Here is a 23752-nt window from a genome sequence, read left to right on the forward strand (position 1 = left end):
TTATAAATCAATGCGTTGTGATGTTGGCAAACCCCACTCATCAGCATATTGCACGGCGCTCAAGTATAACCCATCCGGCGCGAAGGTCGGCGCGGCCAGTTTGCGGTCGCGCTGTTGCAACAACTCGGCTACCCAGTGCGACGGATATCGGCCTTTGCCGACATATACCAGCGCACCGACGATGTTGCGAACCATGTGATGCAAGAAGGCATTGGCACTGAGGTCAAAGAGGATGCGGTCGCCATCGCGCCTGATTTCCAGGCTGCGTAGCTCACGCACCGGCGATTTCGCCTGACAAGCAGCAGCCCGAAAGGCGCTGAAATCATGTGTTCCGATCAGTAATTGCGCCGCTTCATGCATGGGTTCGAGCGCTAATGGCGCATGAAACCAGCCTGCCTTACCCGCCTGCAAAGCCGGGCGCACCGGATGGTTGAGCAACACATAGCGGTAGCTGCGCGCCAATGCGCTGAAACGGGCATGGAATTCTTGCGTTACCACGCACGCCCACAGCACTGCCACGCTGTCCGGCAGAAAGCTGTTGACGCCACGCACCCAGGCGCTGGCTGGGCGATCAAATTGGGCATCGAAATGGACTACCTGCATGGCTGCATGGACACCCGCATCGGTACGTCCCGCGGCGACAACCTCAACCGGGTGGCCGGCTATACTCGTCAATGCGCGCTGTAATGCATCCTGTACGCTGCAGCCAGCGGATTGCGTCTGCCAGCCACAAAAATTCCTGCCGTCATATTCCAGCCCGAGGGCGATTCTTACCATGACATGTCTACCAGAGCGTAACGGCGCCGCCGACTAGCGCTACAAACAAGCATAGATAATCAGTCCATCCCATAGTCCGATCCGGCAATTCGACCTGCGCCGGCGTATCAACGGGCAATGCCGGGTTTAACTGCAATGCTTCCAGACGCTGCTTCATATTGGTTGTCCGGGTATTGCCCAAAGCGGTCTCGGCATAGTGCAGCGTAAGCCAGAGACGCACGGCGATGCGTTCCGCATCCACGCCAAACCATTGCAGCGGGCTTAACATCCGGTATATGCCCAACAGCAAATCGTCACGAGGAATGCTTCGCATCAGTATGGAAAGTGCAGCAAGCAGCAGGACCATTCGCACCACGCGTAATATTCCGTACTGCAAACCTTGCATGCTTGGACTGAAACTGCCTAGCACAGTGGATATATTTTCACCCGGCAGCGTATAGGCATATATCGCCAGCAATGTGAGCAGCAGCCAGCGGGTGCGGCGCAGGTAGCGTAGAAATTGAGCCAGGGCAGCACCCCGCAGCCAGGGCAGCAATCCCAGTGCTGCCAGTCCGAGCATCGAAGGAGGTGCGAATTCAAGCCATACAACAAAAAACAGCCACAGCACGATGGCTGTGGCTGGATGAAGTTTGCAACGAGTCGAATCTATGATGCGATGCATCAGCCTATCTGGGCCAGGAGCATTTGCGCATCCTCTTTTTGCGTTGGGTTTCCTTCCTGCATCACTTCCTGCAGAATTTCACGGGCATTTTCCTTGTCACCCATTTCATGGTACACGCGTGCCAGGTCAAGTTTGGTTGCTGCTTCCTGGAAGGCCTCGTCAGGTTCATCCGCAGCCTGACTCATGTCACCAATGTCATTCAAATCCAGGCTGATATCAGAAAAATCCAAATCCGCAGCCGAATCCGGCGACGTCAGCGGCGCTTCAGGTTCAGGCAAGTCAAAGTCAAAATCCAGTCCTGACTCATTCGCGTTGGCTGATTCGAGTGGTGCAGGAGCTGGCTGACTGCCAAAATCATGGGCAGCAAAGTCGAGATCAGGGAAGTTCAGCTCATCATGAGCAACAGAACCTACCTGGATATCTTCATCCGCATCTGAAGCCACCATCGAATCCAGATCATGAAATACCGAGTCTTCATGCGCTGCATGTTTTTCTACTGCGTCGGCGATAATCCCCTGTTCTGCATTAGACGTAAAATCCAGGCTGTGATCTATCGGCGCATCTGCAGCATTCACATCTGCAATGTTGAGATTGTGTGAAAAATCCGGTGCAGCATCGCCATGAATTTCCCCGCTTGCGGGAGGCGCATCACCATCTTCTGCACGCCTGCGCGAGGCCAGAGCAACGGTTGCCATGCCGGCGGCGACCACGACTGCTGCTGCGGGGTCCCTATTTTCACCCGATTGCTGCGCTGCGCCAATATGGCTGGCTTCGCCAGTGTTGTTGTACAGCGGATTATTGGGATCCAGCTTGCGTCCCAGCTCAGCCGCCTTTGCCCACACAGGAGTCATCTCCCCGCCCAGTGCTGCATACAGCTCAGTGGCTACCGACTCAAACGCAGGCAGATTTTTGCGCGCTGCATAGATTTCCAGTAACTTGAGGTGAATTTCATGCCGGCCCGGATCTTTGGTCAACGCTTCCTTGAGAATTTCCTCAGCTTGCGCATCACGTCCATAAGCCATGTAAACCTCGGCTTCGGCGATCGGATCCACATCGTGTGTATCAATAGTTCCCAGCCCGGCCTGGCTGAAGTCAGTAAGGAATGAGGTATTGTTGGTATTCACCGCACCCCCGCCCTGGGTTCCAAAGACGGTATTGGCCCTGATGTCGGTGCCAGCCATGATGCTGTCTTCAAAATTTGACAGCCCTTTGCGCTTGCGTTTGCCATGCATCATGAATGCGAGCAGGGCCAGCAATAATGCAGCCAAGGCACCACCGCCAAGGTAGAGCGGATTCATATTTTCATACCAGCTTGGCCCCGTACTTGCGGGCATGGGTGCTGGCGTTGGCACAACCGGTTTGGGTACCGTTGCTGTCTGTGCCGGCGGAGTGGCGGGCTTGACGGCTGCAGGCGCAGCAACGGGCGGGATTGCCGGAGTCGATTCCACGGGAGCTGCATTGGAGCCAGCCTTGGCTGCATTTTTTTGCAGTTCTGCCAGCGCCTGGCTCTTGATATCCAGCAGCCGTTGCATATCCTGAATATTTTTCTCCAGGGCAGCTACCCGGTTGTTGGCATCCTGCAAAGCTTTTTTCTGGGCAGCAGCATCTTCCTGCAGGGCATTAAGTTTGTCCTGGGTAGCTACTGTCTGCTTGGCATCCTTGCCGGATGCCGGCTGTTTTCCAGTGGCTGGGGCTTCCCCTTTGGAGAGCGTTAGCACATCCTTGCCGGCTTGCATCTGAGCAGCCTTATCTTCCACCTTGGGCATGATCTTGCCAACTGCCTGCGCGGATTTCTCCGGTGCTGCCGTTCCCTGGGCGACTTCTCCGGCCAGTTTCTGACGGTAACTTTGCCAATCAGCAGATTGCAGTTTGATATCACGCGCGGCTTCTGCCACGGGAATCGCGGCAATTTGCTCCGGACTCGGTACTTTGAGAATCTTGCCGGTTTTAAGCCGGTTCATGTTATCGCCATCAAAGGCCTTGCGATTTTCACGATACAAGCCAACCAGCATCTGTTCGAGATTGACACCATCCGGTTTGGTTTGACTGGCGATGGATGACAGCGTATCTCCCCGTTTGACCGGGCCGTAAGATTGCTTAGTGGTTTTTTCGGCAGCTTGAACGGATTTGCGAGTTGCTGCCGCTCCACCCGTTGTTCTGGATTCCATCGAAGAGGAAGGCCTGCTCTCTACGGACGACTCTGCGGATTTTTCGGATTCGTTGCCGCCAGTGCTGGCTGAATTAACTTCCAAGGGTGGCACCGGTGTCTGTGCTGCCATGCCTGGAGGATCCAGTAAAACCGTATATTCGCGAACCATTCGACCGGTTGCCCAGTCAAGCTCGATGAGCATGTCCAGAAAAGGGTCGTTGATTGGCTTGCTGGAGGTTATTTTCAATACTGCGCGACCGTCGGGCTTTTTATCAACCGCAAACTTAAGGTTGTATAGCACCGCTGCCGGATCAATTTTGGCTTCGCGGAAGGCATCATTACCCGCGAGACGGGCAGATAATGCATCAAGCTCGGACTTGTCCCTGGCGAGCAACTCTATTTCTGCATTAAGAGGCTGTCCCAGCGCTGATCTGACGGACAGTTTCCCCAGCCCGGCCGCATGTGAAGTCAATGGCAGCAACATCAACATGCCTGCCGACAGATAACTCGCAATGATCTTTTTTTGACTCATGCCAATCCCTCGTTACTGAAGACTTTTGTCAAGAACTTCATGTAGTTATATTGTGAATTTAAAGCCAACCATATCAATACGCTTATTTCAGATATTTTTCAATAAAAATTTCTGCAATGTTGACACAATTCAGGGCTGCCCCAGCCCGTACATTGTCAGCAACAATCCACATATTCAATCCGTTAGGATGCGAAACATCCGCACGGATACGGCCTACCAACACATCATTTTGTGCCGCGGCATCAAGCGGCGTCGGGAAGCTGCCATCCTCGCGTTCGTCTATTACGGTCACACCCGGCGTATTCTTTAGTAAATCACGTGCGGTCGCTGCGCTTATGCTGTTGCGCGTCTCAATGTGCAGTGCCTGAGCATGACCATAAAACACCGGTACACGCACCGTAGTCGGGTTGATTGCCACGGTTTCGTCGGCCAGCACACGCTGGGTTTCATTCACCATTTTCATCTCTTCGACCGTGTAACCATTGTCCAAAAAGGCGCCAATTTGCGGCAGGAGATTGAATGCTATCCGTTTTGGATAAACGTTATTTTCGGTTTCCGACAGATTGAAAATGGCGCGGGTCTGATCAGCCAATTCATTGATGGCTTCTTTGCCGCTACCCGATACAGACTGGAAAGAGACCACATTGATGCGGCGGAGGCCTGCTGCGTCGTAAATCGATTTGAGCGCTTTCAGCAAATGTATGGTTGCAGCATTGGGACTGGCAATCAGCTTGCGCGGCAAATAATCTGCGATGCTATCCGGATTCACTTCCGTCACCACCAGGGGCACCCCCGCATCCGTGCGGAATTGCGGGCTGCTGTCGATCACCACGCAGCCCGCCGCTGCTGCCCTGGCGGCATAATGCGCTGCCGCTTCAGCGCCTGCTGCAAACAATGCAATGCGCACTTGGGAAAAATCAAATTGCTCGGCATCCTGAACCACGATATCGCGTCCGGCAATGCTGATTTCCTCACCTACGGACAGGCTGGGCGACAGCAAATATAATTTGCCCAACGGGAAATCGCGTTCGGACAAATGTTCCAGTATTGCCTCACCGACCAGGCTGGTCGCGCCCAGCACGGCGACATCCACTTTTTTAGGCATCAAGCTTCAACCAGTATGCGCAACATGCGCCGCAACGGTTCGGCAGCACCCCACAGCAACTGGTCGCCCACCGTGAAGGCAGACAGGTATTCGCCGCCCATGTAGAGCTTGCGCATGCGGCCTACCGGCACGGTCAACGTGCCGGTCACGGCGGTGGGAGTAAGATCGGCCATGCTCGCCTGGCGCTGGTTGGGCACGACCTTCACCCAGTCGTTATGGTATGCGACGATGGCTTCTATCTCATCCATCGGCACGTCTTTTTTCAGCTTCACGGTCAACGCCTGGCTATGGCAGCGCATTGCGCCGATGCGTACGCACAGGCCATCTATGGCAATGGCGTCGTCGCTGCGGCCCAGTATCTTGTTGGTCTCTGCGCGCGCTTTCCATTCTTCCTTGCTCTGGCCGTTGCCCAGGTCCTTGTCGATCCACGGGATCAGACTGCCTGCCAGCGGAACGCCGAAATTGGCGGTAGGAAAGCTGTTGTCGCGTAGGGTGCCGGCAACTTCGCGGTCGATGTCGAGTATGGCGGAGGCCGGGTCGTCCAGCAGCGTTTTCGCCACCCGGTGCGCTTCACCCATCTGACTGAGCAATTCGCGCATGTTCTGAGCACCGGCGCCCGAAGCGGCCTGATAGGTCATCGCACTGATCCAGTCCACCAGGTCTTCGCGGAACAGCCCGCCCAGCGCCATCAGCATCAGCGAAACCGTACAGTTGCCGCCGATGAAATCCTTGCCGCCCTTGGCCAGCGCATCCTGGATGACGTGCTGGTTGACCGGGTCGAGAATAATGACGCTGCCCGCTTCCATACGCAACGTGGAAGCGGCATCGATCCAGTAGCCTTTCCAGCCGGCGGCGCGCAGCTTGCCGAAGATTTCACTGGTGTAGTCGCCGCCCTGGGTGGAAATGATGGCGTCCATCGCGCGCAGCTCATCCAGATTGCGGGCGTCTTTCAATGCGGGAACGTCCTTGCCGATCTCGGGGCCTTTGCCTCCCACCTGCGAGGTGGTGAAAAATACCGGCTCGATCACGTCGAAATCGCGCTCCTCGCGCATGCGCTGCATCAGCACCGAACCGACCATGCCGCGCCAGCCAACCAGACCTACTCGCATCATTTTATGTGTCTCCCGTTGTTCTATTTTCGGTCACAGCGCGGCAAGCACTGCGTCGCCCATGGCCGCGCAACCCACTCGGGTGGTGCCGGACGTGTAAATATCAGCGGTGCGCAGCCCCCCGCTGATCACTTTTTTGACCGCATTCTCAATGCGGTCGGCCACAGCGTCGTGGCCGAAGGTATAACGCATCATCATCGCGGCGGAAAGTATCGTGGCGAGCGGATTGGCGATATCCTTGCCGGCAATATCCGGCGCCGAACCGTGGATGGGCTCGTACATGCCCTTGCGGTGCTCATCCAGCGACGCCGAACCGAGCATACCGATGGAGCCGGTGAGCATGGAGGCCTCGTCGGAAAGGATGTCGCCAAAGATATTCCCGGTAAGGATCACATCGAACTGCTTCGGGTTGCGCACCAGTTGCATCGCTGCGTTGTCCACGTACATGTGCGACAGCGCCACCTCGGGATACTGCCGGGCGGTCTCGATCACCACCTCGCGCCACAGCTCGCTGGTTTCAAGTACGTTGGCCTTTTCCACCGAGCACAGTTTCTTGCCGCGCTTCATGGCGATCTGGAAACCGATGTGCGCCACGCGCCGCACTTCCGACTCACTGTAGCGCATGGTGTTGTAGCCTTCGCGCTCGCCCGCCTCGTTGACATGGATGCCACGCGGCTGGCCGAAGTAGAGGTCGCCGGTAAGCTCGCGCACGATCATCAGGTCCAGCCCCGCCACCACTTCCGGTTTGAGCGTGGAAGCATCGGCCAGCTCCGGATAGAGCATGGCCGGACGCAGGTTGGCGAACAGGTTGAGTTCCTTGCGGATGCGCAGCAAGCCCTGCTCCGGGCGCATCGGGCGCGGCAGCGTATCGTACTGATAGCCACCCACCGCACCGAGCAGAATTGCGTCGGATTCGCGAGCAAGCTTGAGTGTAGCGTCCGGCAATGGATCACCCGCGGCGTCATACCCCGCCCCACCGATGGCGGCATGTTCCATCTCGATCCTGAAGCCGTCGCTGTTCAGCGCCTGCAACACCTTCACTGCCTGGGCGGTCACTTCGGGACCGATGCCGTCGCCGGGCAATACTGCGATTTTCATAAGGATTCTTTCAATTCAAAATCAGAAAAAAACTACACAAACAGCCACGGCGCTTCCGCCTTGCGCCGTTCTTCATAAGCCTTGATCTTGTCCGCCTGTTGCAGGGTCAGGCCGATATCGTCGAGGCCGTTAAGCAGGCAATACTTGCGGTGCGCATCCACGTCAAAACCGAAGGATTCGCCAGCGGGCGTGGTCACGGTCTGCCGTTCCAGGTCCACCTGCAGGGCGTAACCGGGCGTCGCTTCGGTTTCACGGAACAACTGATCGACGCTGGCCGCGTCCAGCACGATGGGCAGCAGGCCGTTCTTGAAGCAGTTGTTATAGAAAATATCCGCAAAACTGGGCGCGATGAGGGCGCGCAAGCCAAAATCCTCCAGCGCCCACGGCGCGTGTTCGCGGCTCGATCCGCAGCCGAAGTTCTCGCGCGCAAGCAGCACCTGCGCACCCTGGTAACGCGGCTGGTTGAGCACGAAATCCGGATTTTTCGGGCGACTGCTGGCATCCTGCCCCGGCTCGCCATGGTCGAGATAACGCCATTCATCGAACAGATTGGGGCCGAAACCGCTACGCTTGATGGATTTCAGGAACTGCTTGGGAATGATGGCATCGGTATCCACATTGGCGCGGTCGAGCGGCACCACCAAGCCGTCCAGTAAGGTAAATGCGCGCATGATTTCACACCTTCAAATTAAAATTTACGGACATCGACAAAGTGCCCCGCCACCGCAGCCGCTGCAGCCATGGCCGGACTCACCAGATGGGTGCGGCCGCCCTGCCCCTGGCGGCCTTCGAAATTGCGGTTGGAAGTGGAGGCGCAGCGTTCTCCCGGCTCGAGCCGGTCAGCGTTCATCGCCAGGCACATCGAGCAGCCCGGATCGCGCCATTCAAAACCGGCTGCGAGAAATATCCGGTCCAGGCCCTCTTGTTCCGCCTGTTGTTTGACCAGACCGGAACCGGGCACCACCATCGCCAGCTTCACACTGGCGGCTTTTTGCCGGCCTTGCACCACCGCAGCGGCGGCGCGCAGGTCCTCGATGCGGGAATTGGTACAGGAACCGATGAACACCTTGTCCACAGCGATTTTCTCGATCGGCGTATTGGCCGCAAGCCCCATATAGGCTAATGCGCGTTCCCAATCGTTGCGCTTTACTTCGGAGGGCGCATCCGCCGGGTCGGGCACGCGTCCGTCCACGCTGGTCACCATTTCAGGCGAAGTGCCCCAGGTCACTTGCGGAACGATGGCAGCGGCGTCCATGTGCACTTCCTGGTCGAACACCGCATCTGCATCCGACACCAGCATGCGCCACCAGTCCACCGCCTGATCCCACTGCTTGCCCGTGGGTGCGTAAGGACGGCCTTTTACATAGTCGATAGTCTTGTCATCAACCGCTACCATGCCGGCGCGTGCCCCCGCCTCGATCGCCATGTTGCACAAGGTCATGCGCCCTTCCATGGAGAGTCCGCGTATCGCCGAACCGGCAAACTCGATCGCGTAGCCGTTACCGCCGGCAGTGCCGATTTTGCCGATGATGGCGAGCGCCACGTCCTTGGCGGTCACGCCGCGCCCCAGCTCGCCTTCCACGTTGACGCGCATGGCCCTGGATTTTTTGATGACCAGGCACTGGGTGGCCAGCACGTGTTCCACTTCAGAGGTACCGATACCGAACGCCAGCGCACCGAATGCCCCGTGCGTGCTGGTGTGGGAATCCCCGCATACCACGGTCATGCCGGGCAGCGTGAGGCCTTCTTCCGGACCGATCACGTGCACGATGCCCTGGCGCACGTCGTTCATTTTGAATTCGACAATACCGAAATCGGCGCAATTCTGATCCAGCGTTTCCACCTGCAGACGCGAAATCGGGTCGGCAATCCCGCCGGCGCGATTGGTGGTGGGGACGTTGTGGTCGGCCACCGCCACGGCAGCGTCAGCCCGGCGTGGCTTGCGCCCGGCCAGACGCAAGCCTTCGAATGCCTGCGGGCTGGTTACCTCATGCACGAGGTGGCGGTCGATATACAGCAGCGTGGCGCCGTCCGGCTCCTCGTTGACCAGATGCGATTGCCAAAGTTTGTCGTAAAGCGTTTGCGCGTTCATGGATGCAGCCACTGGATAGTTGAACCGAAAATTATACACAGGCTGCCGCAACCGTGCACTGAATCAAGCCTCCATCGCCTTGAGTTTCCATGCCACCAGCCCGAACCCCAGCAAGGCGAATCCCGCTGCGATGGTAAACGTCCATTGCGCGCCGAGACTGTCCCAGATGGCGCCGGCGTATAAGCCGCCCAGCGTGCCACCCGCGCCGAACGCCAGGCTGCTGTAGATGCCCTGCCCGCGCGCCTGATGCCTGCCGCGGAAATAACGGTGGATCAACGCCACCGCCGCTGCGTGGAATGCACCGAAAGTCGCCGCGTGCAGCACTTGGGCAAAAATCACCCAGCCGGGGTAGTCCACCGCCCAGCCGATGAGGAGGAAGCGCAACACCGCAATGGCAAAAGTCGCCAGCAGAATGCGCGCCATGGATACCCCCGGCAGCAGACGCGGCAGCCACATGAATACGGCGATTTCGCAAATGACCCCCAGCGCCCACAACCAGCCCACTGCGCTTTTCGTATAGCCATGCTCGACCAGATCAATGGAATAAAAGGTGTAATACGGGCCATGCGCCACCGCCATCAGGAAACATGCGGCGATCAGTGCCATCACCTCGGGACGGCGCAGGATGTGCCACACCGGTTGGTGATCGGCCGCGTGCACTTCGATCGCCGCTTCCGGAATGCGCCGTGCCAGCAACGCAATACCGGCCATGAAACCCAGTACCGCCCAGGGCAAATCGCTGATGGGCCGTACATCGAACCAGTAACCCAGCCCTAGCACTGCCACGATAAATCCCACTGATCCCCACAGGCGGATGCGACCGTAGCGATGGCTATGTTCGCCCAGGTGCGACAGCGTGGTGGCTTCCACCAGCGGCAGCGATGCGCTCCAGAAGAAACTCATGGTTGCCATCACCGCAAACAGCCAGGCAAAGCTGGTGCCAAAAAATACGCCGAGATAGCACAACAGGCTCCCCAGCGCTGCGATTTGCACGATTATCACGCGCTTGCCGCTGCGATCCGCCATCCAGCCCCAGATATTCGGCGCAAAAATCCGCATTACCTGCAACAGGGACATCAGTACACCGATCTGGAACGCGCTGAAGGCCAGCGACTCGAGGTAGAGCGCCCAGAACGGCGACATCGCCCCGACAAAGGCGAAATAAAAAAAATAGAAACCGGACAGGCGCCAGTAGGGAAGATTTTGCGTCACAAATTCAAACCGGGAATAACCAGAAAATGGGGAAAAAAATCCGTCCCGCGATGAGTGATGCGGCCGCTCACTGGGCGCTGAACCCAGCGTACCGTAATGTCTCTGACGATTGCGCTAAAAGTCCAGGATCAGCCGAGGGCAGCGCCAGCGCCAAATGTTTCAGGCAGGATTGCTCAGTTTTTCATTTCCCAGGGTTAACCAACCGCCTTGTCTGCCAAATCAGCGAGCAGGCTGTCATATTGTTTTTTTACGATGTCGTAACACTCGCAGGCCTGTGCTTCCAGCCTGGACCTATCCAGAATTTCGATGCGACCTCTGGAATAGCTGATCAGACCGGCATCCTGCAGCCTGACTGCGGCCTCAGTAATGCTCTCCCTGCGCACACCCAGCATGTTTGCAATCAATTCCTGCGTCATGCGCAATTCGTCCGTAGGCAAGCGATCGATATTCAGCAACAGCCAGCGGCATAATTGCTGTTCCACCGAATGGCGGCGGTTGCAGCCGGTGGTTTGCGACATCTGAACAATCAGTGTCTGAGTGTAACGCATCAGCAAATGCTGCAGGCTTCCACAGTGGTCGAATTCCTCTTTCAGAATGCTGGATTTCAGCCGGTAAGCATGGCCTGAATGCTGGATCGTGGCCTGCGTGAGCGAAGTCTGTCCACCCATGAAGATCGATACCCCCAGCACGCCTTCGTTTCCGACCACAGCGACCTCCGCCGAAGTACCGTCCTCCATGCTGCACAGCAAGGACGCAATCAAGGTTGTCGGGAAATAACCATATTCCAGCGCTTCATCAAATTCATACAGCAACTCGGAGCGTTCCAGAAATACCAGTTCAAGATGAGGTGCAATGCGCTCGAATTCATCATCGGGCATTGCGGCAAGCAAGTGGTTATGTTTTGGATCGTGTATAGCTGACATGGCCTGGCCCTTAGATTGTTGAGACGAAAAGATCAGGCTCTTCAAATGTGCGACAGCGTACAGACCGTTGCCGGCATTTCTCCTAATCTGCGAACTCGATCATAGGAGATTCCATGAAAACATTCCATAAGGTGCTTGCGATTGCAGGCATGAGCGTGATTTTGCTGGGTGGCTGCGCCAGTACCAATCCCTATCCGGATACGCGCTCCAGTAATCCATACCCCGACAATCAATACGGCAATGCTCCGCGTTACAGCAGCGCCTATGGGGTGGTCGATTCCATCAACACAGTGCGTACAGACAGTAACGGCAGCCCGATAGGCATCGGTACCGTCATTGGCGGTGTCGTGGGCGGCGTACTGGGCAACCAGGTCGGCGGTGGGAGAGGCAGAACAGCAGCCACGGCGGCAGGCGCAGTCGGCGGTGCCATTGTGGGCCACCAAATAGAAAAGAACCGCAACGCGGCGAACTCCGATGCTTTTCAGATACGCGTACGTCTGGATAACGGGGCTTACGAAACCTTTACCCAAAATGATATAGGCGATATGCGTGTTGGAGATCGGGTTCGCATCGACAACAACCACGTCACGCGCTATTGATATCGCGTGGTTTTGCCCTTGCATCCGCGCCAGAGTGCATCAATTCTCGCCAGGCAATTCCGCCTGTCGAATTCACTGAAAAGGAGAAAACATGAACTGGGACATCGTTCAAGGAAACTGGAAACAATTCAAAGGTAATGTCAAACAACAGTGGGGCAAGCTGACGGATGATCACCTGGATCAAATCGCCGGCAAACGCGACCAACTGGCGGGCAAGATCCAGGAAGCTTATGGCGTCAACAAGGATGAGGCTGAAAAGCAGATCAAGGAATTCGAAGAGCGCAACAAGGACTTCCGCGCCCATTGAGGCGTGCCGGAAACCACATCGACCGCCCGGTTCGGGTTATGAAATCAGAACCGCAAGATAACCAAGGAGAGAAATGATGGGCTTGGACCAAAAAGGATCCACTGTTTTTTGTGTGCAACAAGGCAAATCGGGGCAGTGGGAAGTAAGCGAAGAAGGTTTTGACAAGCCGCTTGCATCCTTCGACAGCCCCGAAGATGCCAAGAAATATGCCAATGACCTGGCCAAAACCAAGGAAGGTTCTGGCGTCAAAGTAATCGACTGACTCACTAGATTCTCAAAAGGAAATACCATGAAAAAAACCACTATTACCGCACTTACCGCAGCCATTCTGTTGGCTTTCAGCGCTGGGGCCATGGCTGAGACCATGTCCAAAAGCGATTACAAGGCGAGCAAAAGCAGCATCAGCTCCGAATACAAGGCCGCCAAGGAAAAATGTGATTCTTTGTCAGGTAATGCCAACGACGTTTGCGAGGCCGAAGCCAAGGGCAACGAAAATGTCGCCAAGGCTGAACTGGAAGCGAAATACAAACCCAGCGAGAAGACGCGTTACAAGGCTTTGATGGCGAAAGCAGAGGCCGCATACAAAGTGGGCAAGGAACGCTGCGACGACAAATCGGGCAATGCCAAAGATGTTTGCGTGAAAGAAGCCAAGGCCGCTTATGTGCATGCGAAAGCAGATGCCAAGGTACAGATGAAGACATTGCAGGCAGATGAAAAGGCCGGCAACGCCTCCGCTGAAGCCAATATGAAAGCCAAGGAAAAAACCTCGGACGCACAGCATGACGCAGCAAAGGACAAACGCTCGGCAGATTTCGCTGTAGCCAAGGAAAAATGCGAGACCTATTCCGGAGCAGCCAAAGATCGTTGCATCAATCAGGCGAAAGCACAGTTCGGAATGTAATGGCAATCTGAAACTGCAACAACCCATTATCCGGCGGTATTCTATTTTGATAAATATACCTGCACCGGATAGTGGTCATACACCAGCGTAAACCGATTACAAATTTTAAAGAGGGATTTGTCATGCTATATACAATCGCGGTTATATTAATCATTCTCTGGCTGCTGGGCATGGTCACCTCATATACTTTGGGGGGCTTTATTCACATTCTCCTGGTCATTGCGATAGTGGTTATCCTGCTCCGTCTGATCAGCGGCCGCCCCCCGGTATGAACAATTACGCGCACTAATCGTGCGATGTATGGACACCCACCTTGTCTCCTGGCGACCGTGGCAATTTCGTCACGCTTCACCAGCGTCGAGACAGTTGCTCCCCATACATCACCTCGCGTTGAATAGAAAATCGAAGAGAGCAAAATAATGAATTTTGCGCACAATCATTCGGTAAAAATCGGAATGCTTATGCTCCTGGCAGGGCAAGCAGGGATGAGTCATGCCGACGTCAAGGCGGGCGAAGCAATCGCAAAAAGCGGCGCCGGAAATATTTCCGCCTGCATGCTGTGTCACGGCCTTAACGGGGAAGGTCGGCCGCCTGCCGGATTTCCACGTTTGGCCGGGCAGAATCGGGACTACCTGGTCAAGCAATTAAAGGATTTCAAGGCAAAATTGCGTACCAACCCTTTGATGCGACCCATCGCCAGTGCATTGGACACTGCCCAGATGAATGACGTCGCGGATTATTACGCCAGTTTGCCGCCCTGGAAACCAGGCCCCGGCCCCGCCCAAAATGCAGCGCAAACGTCCCGTGGCGCGCAACTGGCGCAGCACGGCAACTGGGACAAAGGCATGCCTGCCTGTTTTGCTTGCCACGGTGCAGATGGCGCCGGTATCCCTCCGCACTTCCCCAGTATTGCCGGGCAAAATGCCGTTTACATAAGCAACCAGCTTAACGCGTGGAAAGCCGGAACGCGTATCAATGATCCTGAAGGATTGATGAAGTCTGTCGCAGACAAATTGAGCGCGGAGGATATCAGTGCTGTCAGCGCCTACCTCGCGAATCCGAAAGAATGAGAGTTGATGGAGGCACGCCATGAATCGATTGCTTGATCGACTGACGCAAAATGGCAAATTTCATCCCATGTGGATCGTGCTGGCGGTACTCGGGGTGGTGATTGTTGCATCCATAGTCTTTATTCCCGCCCGCTATGAGGGTTCCAGGGAACCCAAGCAAAAAACAGTCGTTGCCGACCATGCGCCCGCAGATACTCTACCCGAGCCGGATGCGGGACAGCACGAATCAAAACCGGCGCCCGCTACCATTCAACCGACACATTTCATTCCCCCGGCAGAGAGTGATATGCCCACTGGCGAAATGGGCGACATGATAAAACTGGGCAGAAATATTTTTGTACATACCCAGGTGTATGCAAAAAACCTGGTCGGCAATGGTTTGAATTGCGTGAATTGTCACCTGGATGCAGGACGCAAGGCAGACTCGGCGCCGTTATGGGGTGCGTATGTAATGTTTCCTGCCTACCGAAGCAAGAATCACAAGGTAAACAGTTTTGAAGATCGTTTAGCGGGGTGTTTCCGTTTCAGCATGAATGGCACGCCACCCGCTTATAACAGCAAGGAAATGCTGGCCTTGACCAGTTATAGCTACTGGCTGGCGACAGGCGCTCCTACCGGCAAGGAACTCGCGGGCCGTGGTTACCCAAAGCTGGACAAACCTCCCCAGCAACCCGATGCGCAACGCGGCGCCGCAATCTATGAGAAAAATTGCGCTATTTGTCATGGCTCAGATGGACTGGGCACTAAAGTGAACGGAGCTTATGCGTTTCCCCCGCTCTGGGGCAAGGATTCCTTTAATGCGGGCGCAGGTATGCATTCGGTAAAAAATGCAGCGGCCTTTATCAAAGCGAATATGCCGCTGGGCAAAGGCAACTCACTCTCGCTACAAGAGGCATGGGACGTTGCGCAGTTCGTGGATAGTCACGACAGGCCGCCAGACCCGAGAGTAAAAAAATAAGGCAGTTCATTCTGCCTGCAGGAAAATCATAGGTGAATGCGGCATGCCCAACCCCCTACCAGAGACGGCGACCCTCCAGATTAGACGACCAGTCTGCCCGGCGTGTGGAGGTGCTGTGGCACGCATACACCGTAGACTTATCGATCGCTTAATCAGCGTGGTGGTCTTGCGTCATCGATATCGTTGTCTCGCATTGGGTTGCGGCTGGATTGGCAATCTTCCGCCAGTGAAAAAGTACATCATGCAATAGTAAGTATTCGGTTTGCTTCTTACCTCTCCGCAGTGCTTAAAGACAAGCCCCGAACATGAATAGGGATTAGAATTTGCACTTGATGAATGGCAGTAAGCCCGTTCCGACTGGATATACATCTAATCAAAAAAAACTGGTTTGTTCATGGTGATGACGATGCAATTGCAATACTTCGCAGATTATTTTTCTGATTGCTTATCGCATACCAAATTACTGATTGCAGCTATGACAAGTCTGCTGATGATGACTGGCTGCGCAAGTCTTCCCGATGCCAAAGCCACCCTCGCGACTCCTCCGCAGGCGGTGCAATTTGATAACGCGCACGGCGCATTACCTGCAAAAAAAAGTCAAACCATCCTCAAGCAATTAAAACTGGAGACAGGCAGCCTGGATATCTTGCAGAAACATCTGGCGCTGGAGCAGCAAATAAATCCTGAAAATCCTCTGGTATTAGGTAACAAAGTCACTTTGTTACAGGATGGACCATCCACCTATAAGGCCATGTTTACAGCCATCCGTAACGCACGGCACTCGATCAACCTGGAAACCTACATCTTTGAAGATGGCAAGGTCGGCGATGAGTTTGAGGAATTACTGCTGGATAAACAGGCCCACGGCGTCGAGGTTAACCTGATCTACGACAGCGTCGGCTCACTCGGCACGCCGAAAGATTTTTTTAAATTCATGGCCGACAGCGGCATCCATGTAGTGGAGTTCAATCCGGTTAATCCACTGGCGCGCAATCCCAAAACCTGGCGGCTGAATAATCGCGACCATCGCAAGCTATTAGTCGTGGATGGTCGAATCGCTTTTGTCGGCGGCATCAATATCAGCGATGCATACTCCAGTGGCTCTTTTTTGCGTCATAAAACAAAAAAAGGCACTCCATCATTCGGCTGGCGTGACACCCATGTTGAGATTGAAGGACCGGCGGTTGCCGAATTTCAGAAACTGTTCCTGGCAACCTGGAAAAAACAAGGCGGCGCACCGCTTACCCAACACGATTATTTCCCGCAACTTCACAGGCAGGGCAATGAAATCGTCCGCGCCATTGGCAGTGTTGCGGATGATCCGACCAGCCCTATTTACCTGACGCTGCTCTCCGCCATCAATCATGCGGAGCGACAGGTCCATCTAACCAATGCCTATTTTGTGCCCGACCCCCAGTTTCTTAAAGCCTTGATTGATGCAGCACAACGGGGTGTGGATGTGAAACTGATATTACCCAGCCATAGCGATTCATGGATCGTCTTCAATGCAGGGCGTTCTCATTACACAACGCTATTGCGATCCGGCGTAAAAATCTACGAGCGTCGCGGAGCGGTAATGCATGCCAAAACCGCGACCATAGATGGAGTATGGTCCACTATTGGTTCCACTAACCTGGATTGGCGCAGTTTTTTGCATAATGACGAGATCAATGCCGTCATCCTGGGCGCTGACTTTGCCAACCAAATGGAAGCCATGTTTGCAAATGATCTGGCGCATTCGAATCAGATTGAATTGAAGCAATGGCAACGCCGCCCTCTCACGTCGCGTTTCAAGGAATGGCTGTCTCGCCTACCGGAATACTGGCTGTAGATTTTGTATTCATTTTAAAACCCAGGACTATCTGGATACATGTCCAGGTAAAATCGCCGGCGTGGTTAACCCGGTCTCAGGCCTGGCTAATTGACTACCACTCATCACTGAATCGCCTGGATGGGGGAACCCTCGACTTTCCAGCCACGGGTATGTTCAAGTGGACATACAAAAAAGCCGCGTTGTTTTCCCGCCGGCCGAAAATCACGCCACGCTAATTGTGCCTAAGCGGCAATTTCCGGCCTGTAACCGGGACGTAGAAGACCCCTTCTCCACAATTCTTCCAGTTCGTGCGCTGGCATCGGGTGACTGAACAAAAATCCTTGCATGTCGCTACAGTGGTGGTTAGACAGGAAACGCACCTGATCGACATCGGTAACTCCTTCAGCAATCACTCTTAGATCCATGTGCTGCGCCATGGCTATCGTAGCACCCACAATGGCGGCATCATTATGGTCATGTCCAAGATCACGAATGAATGACTTATCGATCTTTATCGCATTGATCGGCAGACGTTTTAGGTGAGACAGGGACGAATAACCCGTGCCAAAATCGTCGATAGAAATCGACACCCCTGTTTTACGGATGCCGAGCAAGGTTTGGAAGGACAATTCGATATTCTCCATCAGGCCTGTTTCGGTAATTTCCAGTTCAAGATAACGGGCCTCCATGCCAGTATCGGCTAACGCAGATCGCACAATTTGTTCGATACGGCTTGAGCGTAATTGATGGGAGGATAGATTCACCGCCATTTTTATGGATGGAAATCCGGCTTGCTGCCATGCCCGATTCTGTGTACAAGCGCTGCGAAGGACCCATTCTCCTATTGCCCCGATCATCCCTATTTCTTCCGCTAAAGGAATGAAATCAGCCGGCTCAATCAAGCCTTTTTCCGGGTGCATCCACCGCACCAGCGCTTCGACTCCAATGATTTCATTTAGGTCGATGCTCACTTGCGGCTGGTAGTGAATTGTGAACTCGTTTTTGTCGAGAGCATGCTGCAGAGCGCTTTCGGTAAGCAGGCGCTCAAGAATTCGCAGATTCATGTCAGGATCATAGAACCGGAATGACCCCGAACCCATTTTCTTGGCTTGATACATTGCGAGGTCGGCATGCTTGAGCAAGGTAGCGACGTCGTGACCGTCTTTAGGATATACACTGCCGCCGATACTGGTAGTAATCGTCAATTCATGCTCGGTGAGCTTGATAGGCCGGGAAACGCATTCCAGTATCTCGTCAGCTATCGTGGCCATTGTCTCGATTGAAGTGAGCTCGCCGAGCATCACTACGAATTCATCTCCCCCAATTCGCGCTACCGTGTCCATTTCGCGCACGCATCGCTTCAAACGCCTGGAAATCTCCTTGAGCAAAAGATCGCCGATATCATGACCAAGGCTGTCATTTACCTGTTTAAACCGGTTCAGGTCCATGAACAGGATGCCTGTCTGTTTATTGGTACGCCGGCTATGCTCGAGCGCTTGATGCATGCGATCAATGAGCAAATGGCGATTTGGCAGATCCGTCAACACATCATGGGTCGCCAGGTGCTGGATGCGGCGTTCATAATTACTCGACTGGGTGACGTCACGGACAATCCCATGTACACCTTTTATTTCGCTCTCAATGATCAACGGCACATAGACTGCTTCAACTTCAATTATGGAGCTGTCCTTGCGGATCGCTTTCGCTCGAAATTTCTTTGGGGTTCCCTGCGCAGCCTTCCTAAAACATTCGATAACCTGATCAACATCTTCCGAGGTTGCCAGGGACTGTATTGTTTCTCTTTGAAGTTCCTCTATCGAATAGCCCGTTATTGATTCAATGGCCTTGTTGCCGGAAATAAATTTTCCGCTAAGATCCCGGACGACAATCCCGTCAGGATGGTGCTCGAACAGGGACTTGAAGCGCAGCTCGCTCTCCTGCAATTGCAGTTGCGATTTCCGCATCTGGTATTGACGATCGCGGCCCCGCAGGGAGGAGCGCACCGCGCTGATCAACGCTGCGGTGCGCACCGGCCGCTCCATCAGGGTCGTTTTTCCCAATCGGTGTGACCACTGGTTTAACACAGGGGAATTTGCGCCGTGATAGGTCAATATCATTATCGGCATATCCGACCAGTTGGGCTGATTGACGACGAAGTTTTCCAGCATTTCAAGTGCAGTTTGCGTGAGAACTTCCTCCGCCAGGAGCACCGCGCCGGCGCCTCGCTCAAGTTCCGTAATGAGGGTCTCGATATCCTTGCAAACCGCGCAATGAAACCGTGCGTTCGTCAGCACACGGCACGCCATCTCGCCGTCCTTTTGCGAGGACGCCAGTACCAGGACGCGTGTTTCTATCAATTCGCAGCTGGCGCCGGCAAAAGGAGGTAGGGCAGATGTTTTATTCCGAGTCATTCAGGCTGCTGCCAACAAAGGTTGGAATGCCGGTAAGCACGCCATGAAATTGATGCAAAACCTCACCTACGTAAATTCCTTTTCCGGATATGGAAAATTCGCGGATCGTCCGTTCATGGACGCTTGCCCGTTTCTTGAAGACTGATACGGCCTGGCGCACTTCACCGTTGTACTCAAAGTGCCTTAACAGCAGCACATTATCTGCCAGATAGCTCGCTTCAACCGCAGTGCTCATGGTATTTCCGATCATGCCCTGATGCACCCCGACCAGAATCGTGGTAACACCCCGCTGGCCAAGATAGGCAAGCAGCTCATGCATATGTAGCGAGAGAAAACGTTCGTCGGGCATGGCATTGAGATAGCCATTCAGACTGTCAATGACAACAAGCTTCGCATTATTTTCTTCAACGGATGCGCACACTTGTTGAGCAAATTCACCCGGAGACATTTCAGCAGGATCGATCTGATAGATCATTACAGAGCGCTTATCGTGCGCATCTCTCAGATCGATTCCGACCTCAGCGGTTCGATTGAGCAGGATATTAGTGGACTCCTCGAAAATAAACAGCGCAGCCTTGTCCCCGCGGTTAATTGCGGCCATTGCAAATTGAGCCGCCAAGGTTGATTTTCCGGTGCCGGGCGGCCCACCGATTATCGTACTGGTCCCCTCCTCCAGGCCGCCCCCGAGTTGCATATCCAGCGCTGCGATACCACTACTGACGGGCAGGCGATCCGCCAGGGTTCGTGTTTCAGCGGCGATCAACCGTGGAAATACGGCCACGCCGCCGCGCCGGATTTTATAATCGTGAAATCCTTCGCGAAAATTCATTCCGCGAAACTTGATGATTCGAAGCCGGCGGCGGCCCGCGCCGTAATCACTATCGGTCTGGTCCAGGCTGATCACGCCATGCGCGATGCTTCTGATTTGCATGTCGAATGTGTCCGGGCGGTCATCCAGCATCAATACAGTACATGCTCGCCGCGCGAAGAATTGTTTGTACGCGAGAATCTGCCGCCGGTAGCGAAGCGGATTACTCGACAGAAGCCTCAATTCGGAAAGCGAGTCGATGACGACCCGTTTCGGCTTGACGGCTTCCACTATCGAGGAAATGTTTTGAGTCGTATCCCCCAGTTCGACCTCGGACGGATGGAACAGGGTATGTTGTTCTGCAGGGTCGAGAAAATCTTCGGAAGCAATAACTTCATGTACATGAATATTTTCCAGGCTCCAGCCATGCGATTTTGCCACCGCTTGCAACTCGGCTTCGGTTTCCGACAAGGTTATATACAGGGTGGGTTCGCCTCGGCGCGCCCCTTCCAGAAGAAACTGCAAGCCTATAGTCGTTTTACCTGACCCAGGCATCCCTTCGATGAGATAGAGGCGATCTGCAGTGAGCCCCCCTCGCAAGATGTCGTCCAGGCCGTCAACGCCAAGCGAAAGCTGTTCAGATTCGCCTGGCAAGGGCAAGTTGGCAGATTTTGACATGAAAGAATTGCATCAAAACTTTATCAAGTTAAGGTATGAAACGTGGATTTCATGCAGCAACGGCATGACAAATCGCTCGCATTTAAAAAAAATAATAACACGTAGAAAGAATTCTTTTCTGTACGCTACCGCACAATAAGAAAGTTGACCAGGCCATGAGGCCTGGCCGTGCCAGCACACTTCCAAAGCACAAGTTTCTCACAATTTTCGCGCATTTTCCTTGGCCGATCCGGAAGTACCCGCCCGGCTCGCATCAGGCCCTGAACTTTTGACGCTTCACGACGTGCTACGCATCGTCCAGAACATCGCCCCCACTGCCAGCGCCATCATCAGCGTCGCCAGCCAGCCGAGCATCCTGAGCCTTGGGGATAACACGAAACGCCCCATGATTTCCGGCCGCACCGCCATCAGCATCATCACCACCATGATGGGCACCGAGATCACGCCATTGATGACAGCGCTCCAGTACAGCGCCTTGATCGGGTTGATCGGGGTGAAGCCCAGCGCCACGCCAATCACGGTGGAAAGAATGATGATTCCATAAAATCCTTTCGCCCTCAGCGGGGTGTACTCAAGGCTGTTTTTCCATTTGAATGCACCGGACAGGGCGTAGGCGGAAGATCCGGCCAGGACCGGAATCGCCAGCAAGCCGGTACCGATGATGCCGGCGCTGAACAGCATAAAAGCAAAATCCCCGGCAATCGGACGTAATGCAGAGGCCGCCTGCGCGGAAGTCTGTATATCCGTTATCCCATGCAGGTTCAGCGTCACCGCCGTGGTCAGGATAATGAAAAAGGCGACTAAATTGGAAAATCCCATGCCAATCAAAGTATCGATTTTGATGTCTCTCAGGCTGGCTTTCGCTTGATCAGGTTGTTTTATCAAGGGCTGGGCGTGCGGATTGGCGCGCAGGTCCTCGACTTCTTCCGAGGCTTGCCAGAAAAACAGGTAAGGACTGATGGTGGTGCCGAATACGGCGACCACGGTGGTGATGTATTCAGGCTTCCAGGATAAATGCGGCGCCAGTGTGCGGGTCAAGGCCTCCGCCCAGGGAACGTGGATGACAAACACGGTAGCCACATAAGCCAGCAATGCGAGGGTGAACCATTTCAGAATGCGCACATAGCGTTTATAAGGGATGAACACCTGTAGCAATAAGGACGCGACTCCAAAACCGACGGCGTACCATTGTGCACTTCCGCCGATGATCAATTTCAGTGCTGCGCCCATGGCGGAGATATCGGCAGCAATATTAATCGTGTTGGCGATCAGCAACAGGCCGACCATGGCATACAGCAGCCAGGGCGGATAGTGACGGCGCATGTTGCTGGCCAAGCCCCGGCCGCTTACCCGCCCGATCCGGGCGCTGATCAACTGGATTCCCACCATTAATGGATAGGTGAAAAAAACCGTCCACAGCATGCTGAAACCGAATTGCGCGCCCGCCTGCGAGTAGGTCGCAATCCCGCTCGGGTCGTCGTCCGCCGCGCCGGTAATCAAACCCGGACCGAGTTTGTTGAGCAACGATTTCCGGTCGTCACTTGACTCTGGCTGTACCTGTAAAGACGCGGGGTGTGGCATGGTTCGCCTATCCAAGATTAAATTATAGTGGTCGTACAGGTTTTAACTCGCATGCCTTCTCTCACGGACAGGAGCAAACCGGCTCCAGGTCCGGAGGAGAAGATCAGCGAACTAGACCGTGGCTTGTATAGCGCGATGGATCGCCTGGATTCAGAATCATTGGAGCACGCACACATTTTCAACAACCAGAGCCTCTCGATAGAGCGGCCGTGGTTGTGAAAACGATGTTGAACCTGTTTTGATGGCACTCCGCCGCCCATCGAGGTTTACCGGAGCGGCACCCCCGTGAAAAGCCCTAGCGAGCGCTGGATTTCGTGGCCTTAACCGGCTCCGCACCTTCAGTTTTTTCAAGTTCGTGCTTACGCTTTAGCATTGCTTTACCGAGTGTGGCAGTGTCGACTTTGGCCTTCTTTGCCTTGGGAAACATCTTTTCTTCTTCTTCCTTCACGTGATGATCGATGTTTTCGCCGAGCACCGTTACTTTTGCATCATAGTGATCTTCGCCAGGCCTCATTCCCCTTAATTGGGCAATCAGGTTTTTTGCGCCGTCATGCTCTACATCCGCTTCGTCCATCAAATCTTCATCACTAATAGCAGCCCGCACTGCTGGGTAGAAGATTTCTTCCTCAATTTGGGCATGAATAGTCAACTCCATACATATCTGCCCGACCAGAGTGGCCTTGGCTTCATCAGACGCATCACTTTTGCTCAATTTTTTAAAATCCCCAAATAGCTTTTTCACCTTCTTGTGATCCTGGGTAAGCAATGCGTATGCGTCATGTTCGGATTTTGTAGCGGATTTATGGGTGGCTGTCGTCATGGATTTCCCCTTGGCTGTTTGGACGATGGAAATAACTCATCCCCTAAATCGAGGTCACTCGAAACAGAACCGCTGCTACGAATGACCCACAAAAATGAATGACAAGCTTTCCTGGAAACAAGCTTAATCGAGACAGACCAAACCAGTC

The 23752-nt window shown here is 54.4% G+C and carries 22 protein-coding genes; 8 read left to right on the forward strand and 14 right to left on the reverse strand.

The window, feature by feature from the left end; translation table 11 throughout:
• The 10 genes from truA to ACFDAU_RS10530 form a co-directional block, all read right to left on the reverse strand.
• Positions 1-777 (reverse strand): tRNA pseudouridine(38-40) synthase TruA, encoded by a 777-nt coding sequence (gene truA / locus ACFDAU_RS10485; protein WP_124705575.1) that lies wholly within the window; start codon positions 775-777, stop codon positions 1-3.
• A gap of 7 nt (positions 778-784) precedes the next feature.
• Positions 785-1438 carry a hypothetical protein gene (locus ACFDAU_RS10490; protein ID WP_413436876.1) on the reverse strand — a complete coding sequence of 218 codons (654 nt, stop codon included), beginning with the start codon at positions 1436-1438 and terminating at the stop codon, positions 785-787.
• Positions 1438-4119, reverse strand: a complete 2682-nt coding sequence (locus ACFDAU_RS10495; protein WP_413436877.1) for a FimV/HubP family polar landmark protein — start codon at positions 4117-4119, stop codon at positions 1438-1440. The genes ACFDAU_RS10490 and ACFDAU_RS10495 overlap by 1 nt, the downstream gene beginning before the upstream one ends.
• Positions 4120-4201: 82 nt before the next feature.
• Entirely contained in the window at positions 4202-5224 is a 1023-nt protein-coding gene (locus ACFDAU_RS10500) for an aspartate-semialdehyde dehydrogenase (RefSeq protein WP_413436878.1), read from the reverse strand.
• A complete protein-coding gene (asd, locus tag ACFDAU_RS10505; RefSeq protein ID WP_413436879.1) occupies positions 5224-6336 on the reverse strand; it encodes an aspartate-semialdehyde dehydrogenase in 1113 nt (370 codons plus the stop codon). Before asd ends, ACFDAU_RS10500 begins: the two co-directional genes overlap by 1 nt.
• A gap of 30 nt (positions 6337-6366) precedes the next feature.
• Positions 6367-7431: a 3-isopropylmalate dehydrogenase gene (gene leuB, locus ACFDAU_RS10510; RefSeq protein WP_413436880.1), complete on the reverse strand. Its 1065-nt coding sequence runs from the start codon at positions 7429-7431 to the stop codon at positions 6367-6369.
• A 32-nt stretch (positions 7432-7463) separates the two neighbouring features.
• The gene (gene leuD, locus ACFDAU_RS10515) at positions 7464-8102 is read right to left on the reverse strand and encodes a 3-isopropylmalate dehydratase small subunit (RefSeq protein WP_413436881.1); all 639 of its coding nucleotides are present in this window, start codon (positions 8100-8102) and stop codon (positions 7464-7466) included.
• 17 nt (positions 8103-8119) lie between these two features.
• Entirely contained in the window at positions 8120-9523 is a 1404-nt protein-coding gene (gene leuC, locus ACFDAU_RS10520) for a 3-isopropylmalate dehydratase large subunit (RefSeq protein ID WP_413436882.1), read from the reverse strand.
• A gap of 63 nt (positions 9524-9586) precedes the next feature.
• Positions 9587-10735 (reverse strand): MFS transporter, encoded by a 1149-nt coding sequence (locus tag ACFDAU_RS10525; protein WP_413436883.1) that lies wholly within the window; start codon positions 10733-10735, stop codon positions 9587-9589.
• Positions 10736-10929: 194 nt separating this feature from the next.
• Positions 10930-11658 carry a Crp/Fnr family transcriptional regulator gene (locus ACFDAU_RS10530; RefSeq protein WP_413436884.1) on the reverse strand — a complete coding sequence of 243 codons (729 nt, stop codon included), beginning with the start codon at positions 11656-11658 and terminating at the stop codon, positions 10930-10932.
• A gap of 113 nt (positions 11659-11771) precedes the next feature.
• On the opposite strand from ACFDAU_RS10530, the gene ACFDAU_RS10535 reads away from it, so the two are divergent.
• From ACFDAU_RS10535 to cls, 8 genes are all read left to right on the forward strand, one after another.
• Entirely contained in the window at positions 11772-12257 is a 486-nt protein-coding gene (locus ACFDAU_RS10535; RefSeq protein ID WP_413436885.1) for a glycine zipper 2TM domain-containing protein, read from the forward strand.
• A 91-nt stretch (positions 12258-12348) separates the two neighbouring features.
• Positions 12349-12564 carry a CsbD family protein gene (locus tag ACFDAU_RS10540; RefSeq protein ID WP_413436886.1) on the forward strand — a complete coding sequence of 72 codons (216 nt, stop codon included), beginning with the start codon at positions 12349-12351 and terminating at the stop codon, positions 12562-12564.
• Positions 12565-12637: 73 nt separating this feature from the next.
• A complete protein-coding gene (locus ACFDAU_RS10545; RefSeq protein ID WP_413436887.1) occupies positions 12638-12826 on the forward strand; it encodes a DUF2188 domain-containing protein in 189 nt (62 codons plus the stop codon).
• Positions 12827-12853: 27 nt separating this feature from the next.
• Positions 12854-13465 (forward strand): hypothetical protein, encoded by a 612-nt coding sequence (locus tag ACFDAU_RS10550; protein WP_413436888.1) that lies wholly within the window; start codon positions 12854-12856, stop codon positions 13463-13465.
• A gap of 122 nt (positions 13466-13587) precedes the next feature.
• Positions 13588-13737 carry a lmo0937 family membrane protein gene (locus tag ACFDAU_RS10555; protein WP_413436889.1) on the forward strand — a complete coding sequence of 50 codons (150 nt, stop codon included), beginning with the start codon at positions 13588-13590 and terminating at the stop codon, positions 13735-13737.
• A 183-nt stretch (positions 13738-13920) separates the two neighbouring features.
• Positions 13921-14535 carry a c-type cytochrome gene (locus ACFDAU_RS10560; protein ID WP_413436890.1) on the forward strand — a complete coding sequence of 205 codons (615 nt, stop codon included), beginning with the start codon at positions 13921-13923 and terminating at the stop codon, positions 14533-14535.
• A gap of 19 nt (positions 14536-14554) precedes the next feature.
• Positions 14555-15493, forward strand: coding sequence for a c-type cytochrome (locus tag ACFDAU_RS10565; protein WP_413436891.1), 939 nt, complete (start codon positions 14555-14557; stop codon positions 15491-15493).
• Positions 15494-15887: 394 nt separating this feature from the next.
• The gene (gene cls / locus ACFDAU_RS10570) at positions 15888-17324 is read left to right on the forward strand and encodes a cardiolipin synthase (RefSeq protein ID WP_413436892.1); all 1437 of its coding nucleotides are present in this window, start codon (positions 15888-15890) and stop codon (positions 17322-17324) included.
• 224 nt (positions 17325-17548) lie between these two features.
• Here the strand turns inward: cls and ACFDAU_RS10575 are convergent, their stop codons facing one another.
• The 4 genes from ACFDAU_RS10575 to ACFDAU_RS10590 form a co-directional block, all read right to left on the reverse strand.
• Positions 17549-19717, reverse strand: coding sequence for a putative bifunctional diguanylate cyclase/phosphodiesterase (locus ACFDAU_RS10575; RefSeq protein WP_413436893.1), 2169 nt, complete (start codon positions 19715-19717; stop codon positions 17549-17551).
• Entirely contained in the window at positions 19704-21203 is a 1500-nt protein-coding gene (locus tag ACFDAU_RS10580; RefSeq protein ID WP_413436894.1) for an ATPase domain-containing protein, read from the reverse strand. The genes ACFDAU_RS10575 and ACFDAU_RS10580 overlap by 14 nt, the downstream gene beginning before the upstream one ends.
• Positions 21204-21479: 276 nt before the next feature.
• Positions 21480-22784, reverse strand: a complete 1305-nt coding sequence (locus ACFDAU_RS10585; RefSeq protein ID WP_413436895.1) for an NRAMP family divalent metal transporter — start codon at positions 22782-22784, stop codon at positions 21480-21482.
• Positions 22785-23079: 295 nt separating this feature from the next.
• On the reverse strand, positions 23080-23604 hold the full coding sequence (locus ACFDAU_RS10590; RefSeq protein ID WP_413436896.1) for a hemerythrin domain-containing protein: 525 nt from the start codon (positions 23602-23604) through the stop codon (positions 23080-23082).
• Positions 23605-23752: the final 148 nt, after the last annotated feature.

The organism is Sulfuriferula sp. GW1, assembly GCF_047300855.1.
Classification (GTDB): domain Bacteria; phylum Pseudomonadota; class Gammaproteobacteria; order Burkholderiales; family Sulfuriferulaceae; genus Sulfuriferula.

What these genes read in the sequence shown, in the direction of transcription:
- truA (WP_124705575.1), bottom strand. Translation starts at nt 777, where the DNA reads ATGGTAAGAATCGCCCTCGGGCTGGAATATGACGGCAGGAATTTTTGT.
- ACFDAU_RS10490 (WP_413436876.1), bottom strand. Translation starts at nt 1,438, where the DNA reads ATGCATCGCATCATAGATTCGACTCGTTGCAAACTTCATCCAGCCACA.
- ACFDAU_RS10495 (WP_413436877.1), bottom strand. Translation starts at nt 4,119, where the DNA reads ATGAGTCAAAAAAAGATCATTGCGAGTTATCTGTCGGCAGGCATGTTG.
- ACFDAU_RS10500 (WP_413436878.1), bottom strand. Translation starts at nt 5,224, where the DNA reads ATGCCTAAAAAAGTGGATGTCGCCGTGCTGGGCGCGACCAGCCTGGTC.
- asd (WP_413436879.1), bottom strand. Translation starts at nt 6,336, where the DNA reads ATGATGCGAGTAGGTCTGGTTGGCTGGCGCGGCATGGTCGGTTCGGTG.
- leuB (WP_413436880.1), bottom strand. Translation starts at nt 7,431, where the DNA reads ATGAAAATCGCAGTATTGCCCGGCGACGGCATCGGTCCCGAAGTGACC.
- leuD (WP_413436881.1), bottom strand. Translation starts at nt 8,102, where the DNA reads ATGCGCGCATTTACCTTACTGGACGGCTTGGTGGTGCCGCTCGACCGC.
- leuC (WP_413436882.1), bottom strand. Translation starts at nt 9,523, where the DNA reads ATGAACGCGCAAACGCTTTACGACAAACTTTGGCAATCGCATCTGGTC.
- ACFDAU_RS10530 (WP_413436884.1), bottom strand. Translation starts at nt 11,658, where the DNA reads ATGTCAGCTATACACGATCCAAAACATAACCACTTGCTTGCCGCAATG.
- ACFDAU_RS10535 (WP_413436885.1), top strand. Translation starts at nt 11,772, where the DNA reads ATGAAAACATTCCATAAGGTGCTTGCGATTGCAGGCATGAGCGTGATT.
- ACFDAU_RS10540 (WP_413436886.1), top strand. Translation starts at nt 12,349, where the DNA reads ATGAACTGGGACATCGTTCAAGGAAACTGGAAACAATTCAAAGGTAAT.
- ACFDAU_RS10545 (WP_413436887.1), top strand. Translation starts at nt 12,638, where the DNA reads ATGATGGGCTTGGACCAAAAAGGATCCACTGTTTTTTGTGTGCAACAA.
- ACFDAU_RS10550 (WP_413436888.1), top strand. Translation starts at nt 12,854, where the DNA reads ATGAAAAAAACCACTATTACCGCACTTACCGCAGCCATTCTGTTGGCT.
- ACFDAU_RS10555 (WP_413436889.1), top strand. Translation starts at nt 13,588, where the DNA reads ATGCTATATACAATCGCGGTTATATTAATCATTCTCTGGCTGCTGGGC.
- ACFDAU_RS10560 (WP_413436890.1), top strand. Translation starts at nt 13,921, where the DNA reads ATGCTTATGCTCCTGGCAGGGCAAGCAGGGATGAGTCATGCCGACGTC.
- ACFDAU_RS10565 (WP_413436891.1), top strand. Translation starts at nt 14,555, where the DNA reads ATGAATCGATTGCTTGATCGACTGACGCAAAATGGCAAATTTCATCCC.
- cls (WP_413436892.1), top strand. Translation starts at nt 15,888, where the DNA reads ATGGTGATGACGATGCAATTGCAATACTTCGCAGATTATTTTTCTGAT.
- ACFDAU_RS10575 (WP_413436893.1), bottom strand. Translation starts at nt 19,717, where the DNA reads ATGACTCGGAATAAAACATCTGCCCTACCTCCTTTTGCCGGCGCCAGC.
- ACFDAU_RS10580 (WP_413436894.1), bottom strand. Translation starts at nt 21,203, where the DNA reads ATGTCAAAATCTGCCAACTTGCCCTTGCCAGGCGAATCTGAACAGCTT.
- ACFDAU_RS10585 (WP_413436895.1), bottom strand. Translation starts at nt 22,784, where the DNA reads ATGCCACACCCCGCGTCTTTACAGGTACAGCCAGAGTCAAGTGACGAC.
- ACFDAU_RS10590 (WP_413436896.1), bottom strand. Translation starts at nt 23,604, where the DNA reads ATGACGACAGCCACCCATAAATCCGCTACAAAATCCGAACATGACGCA.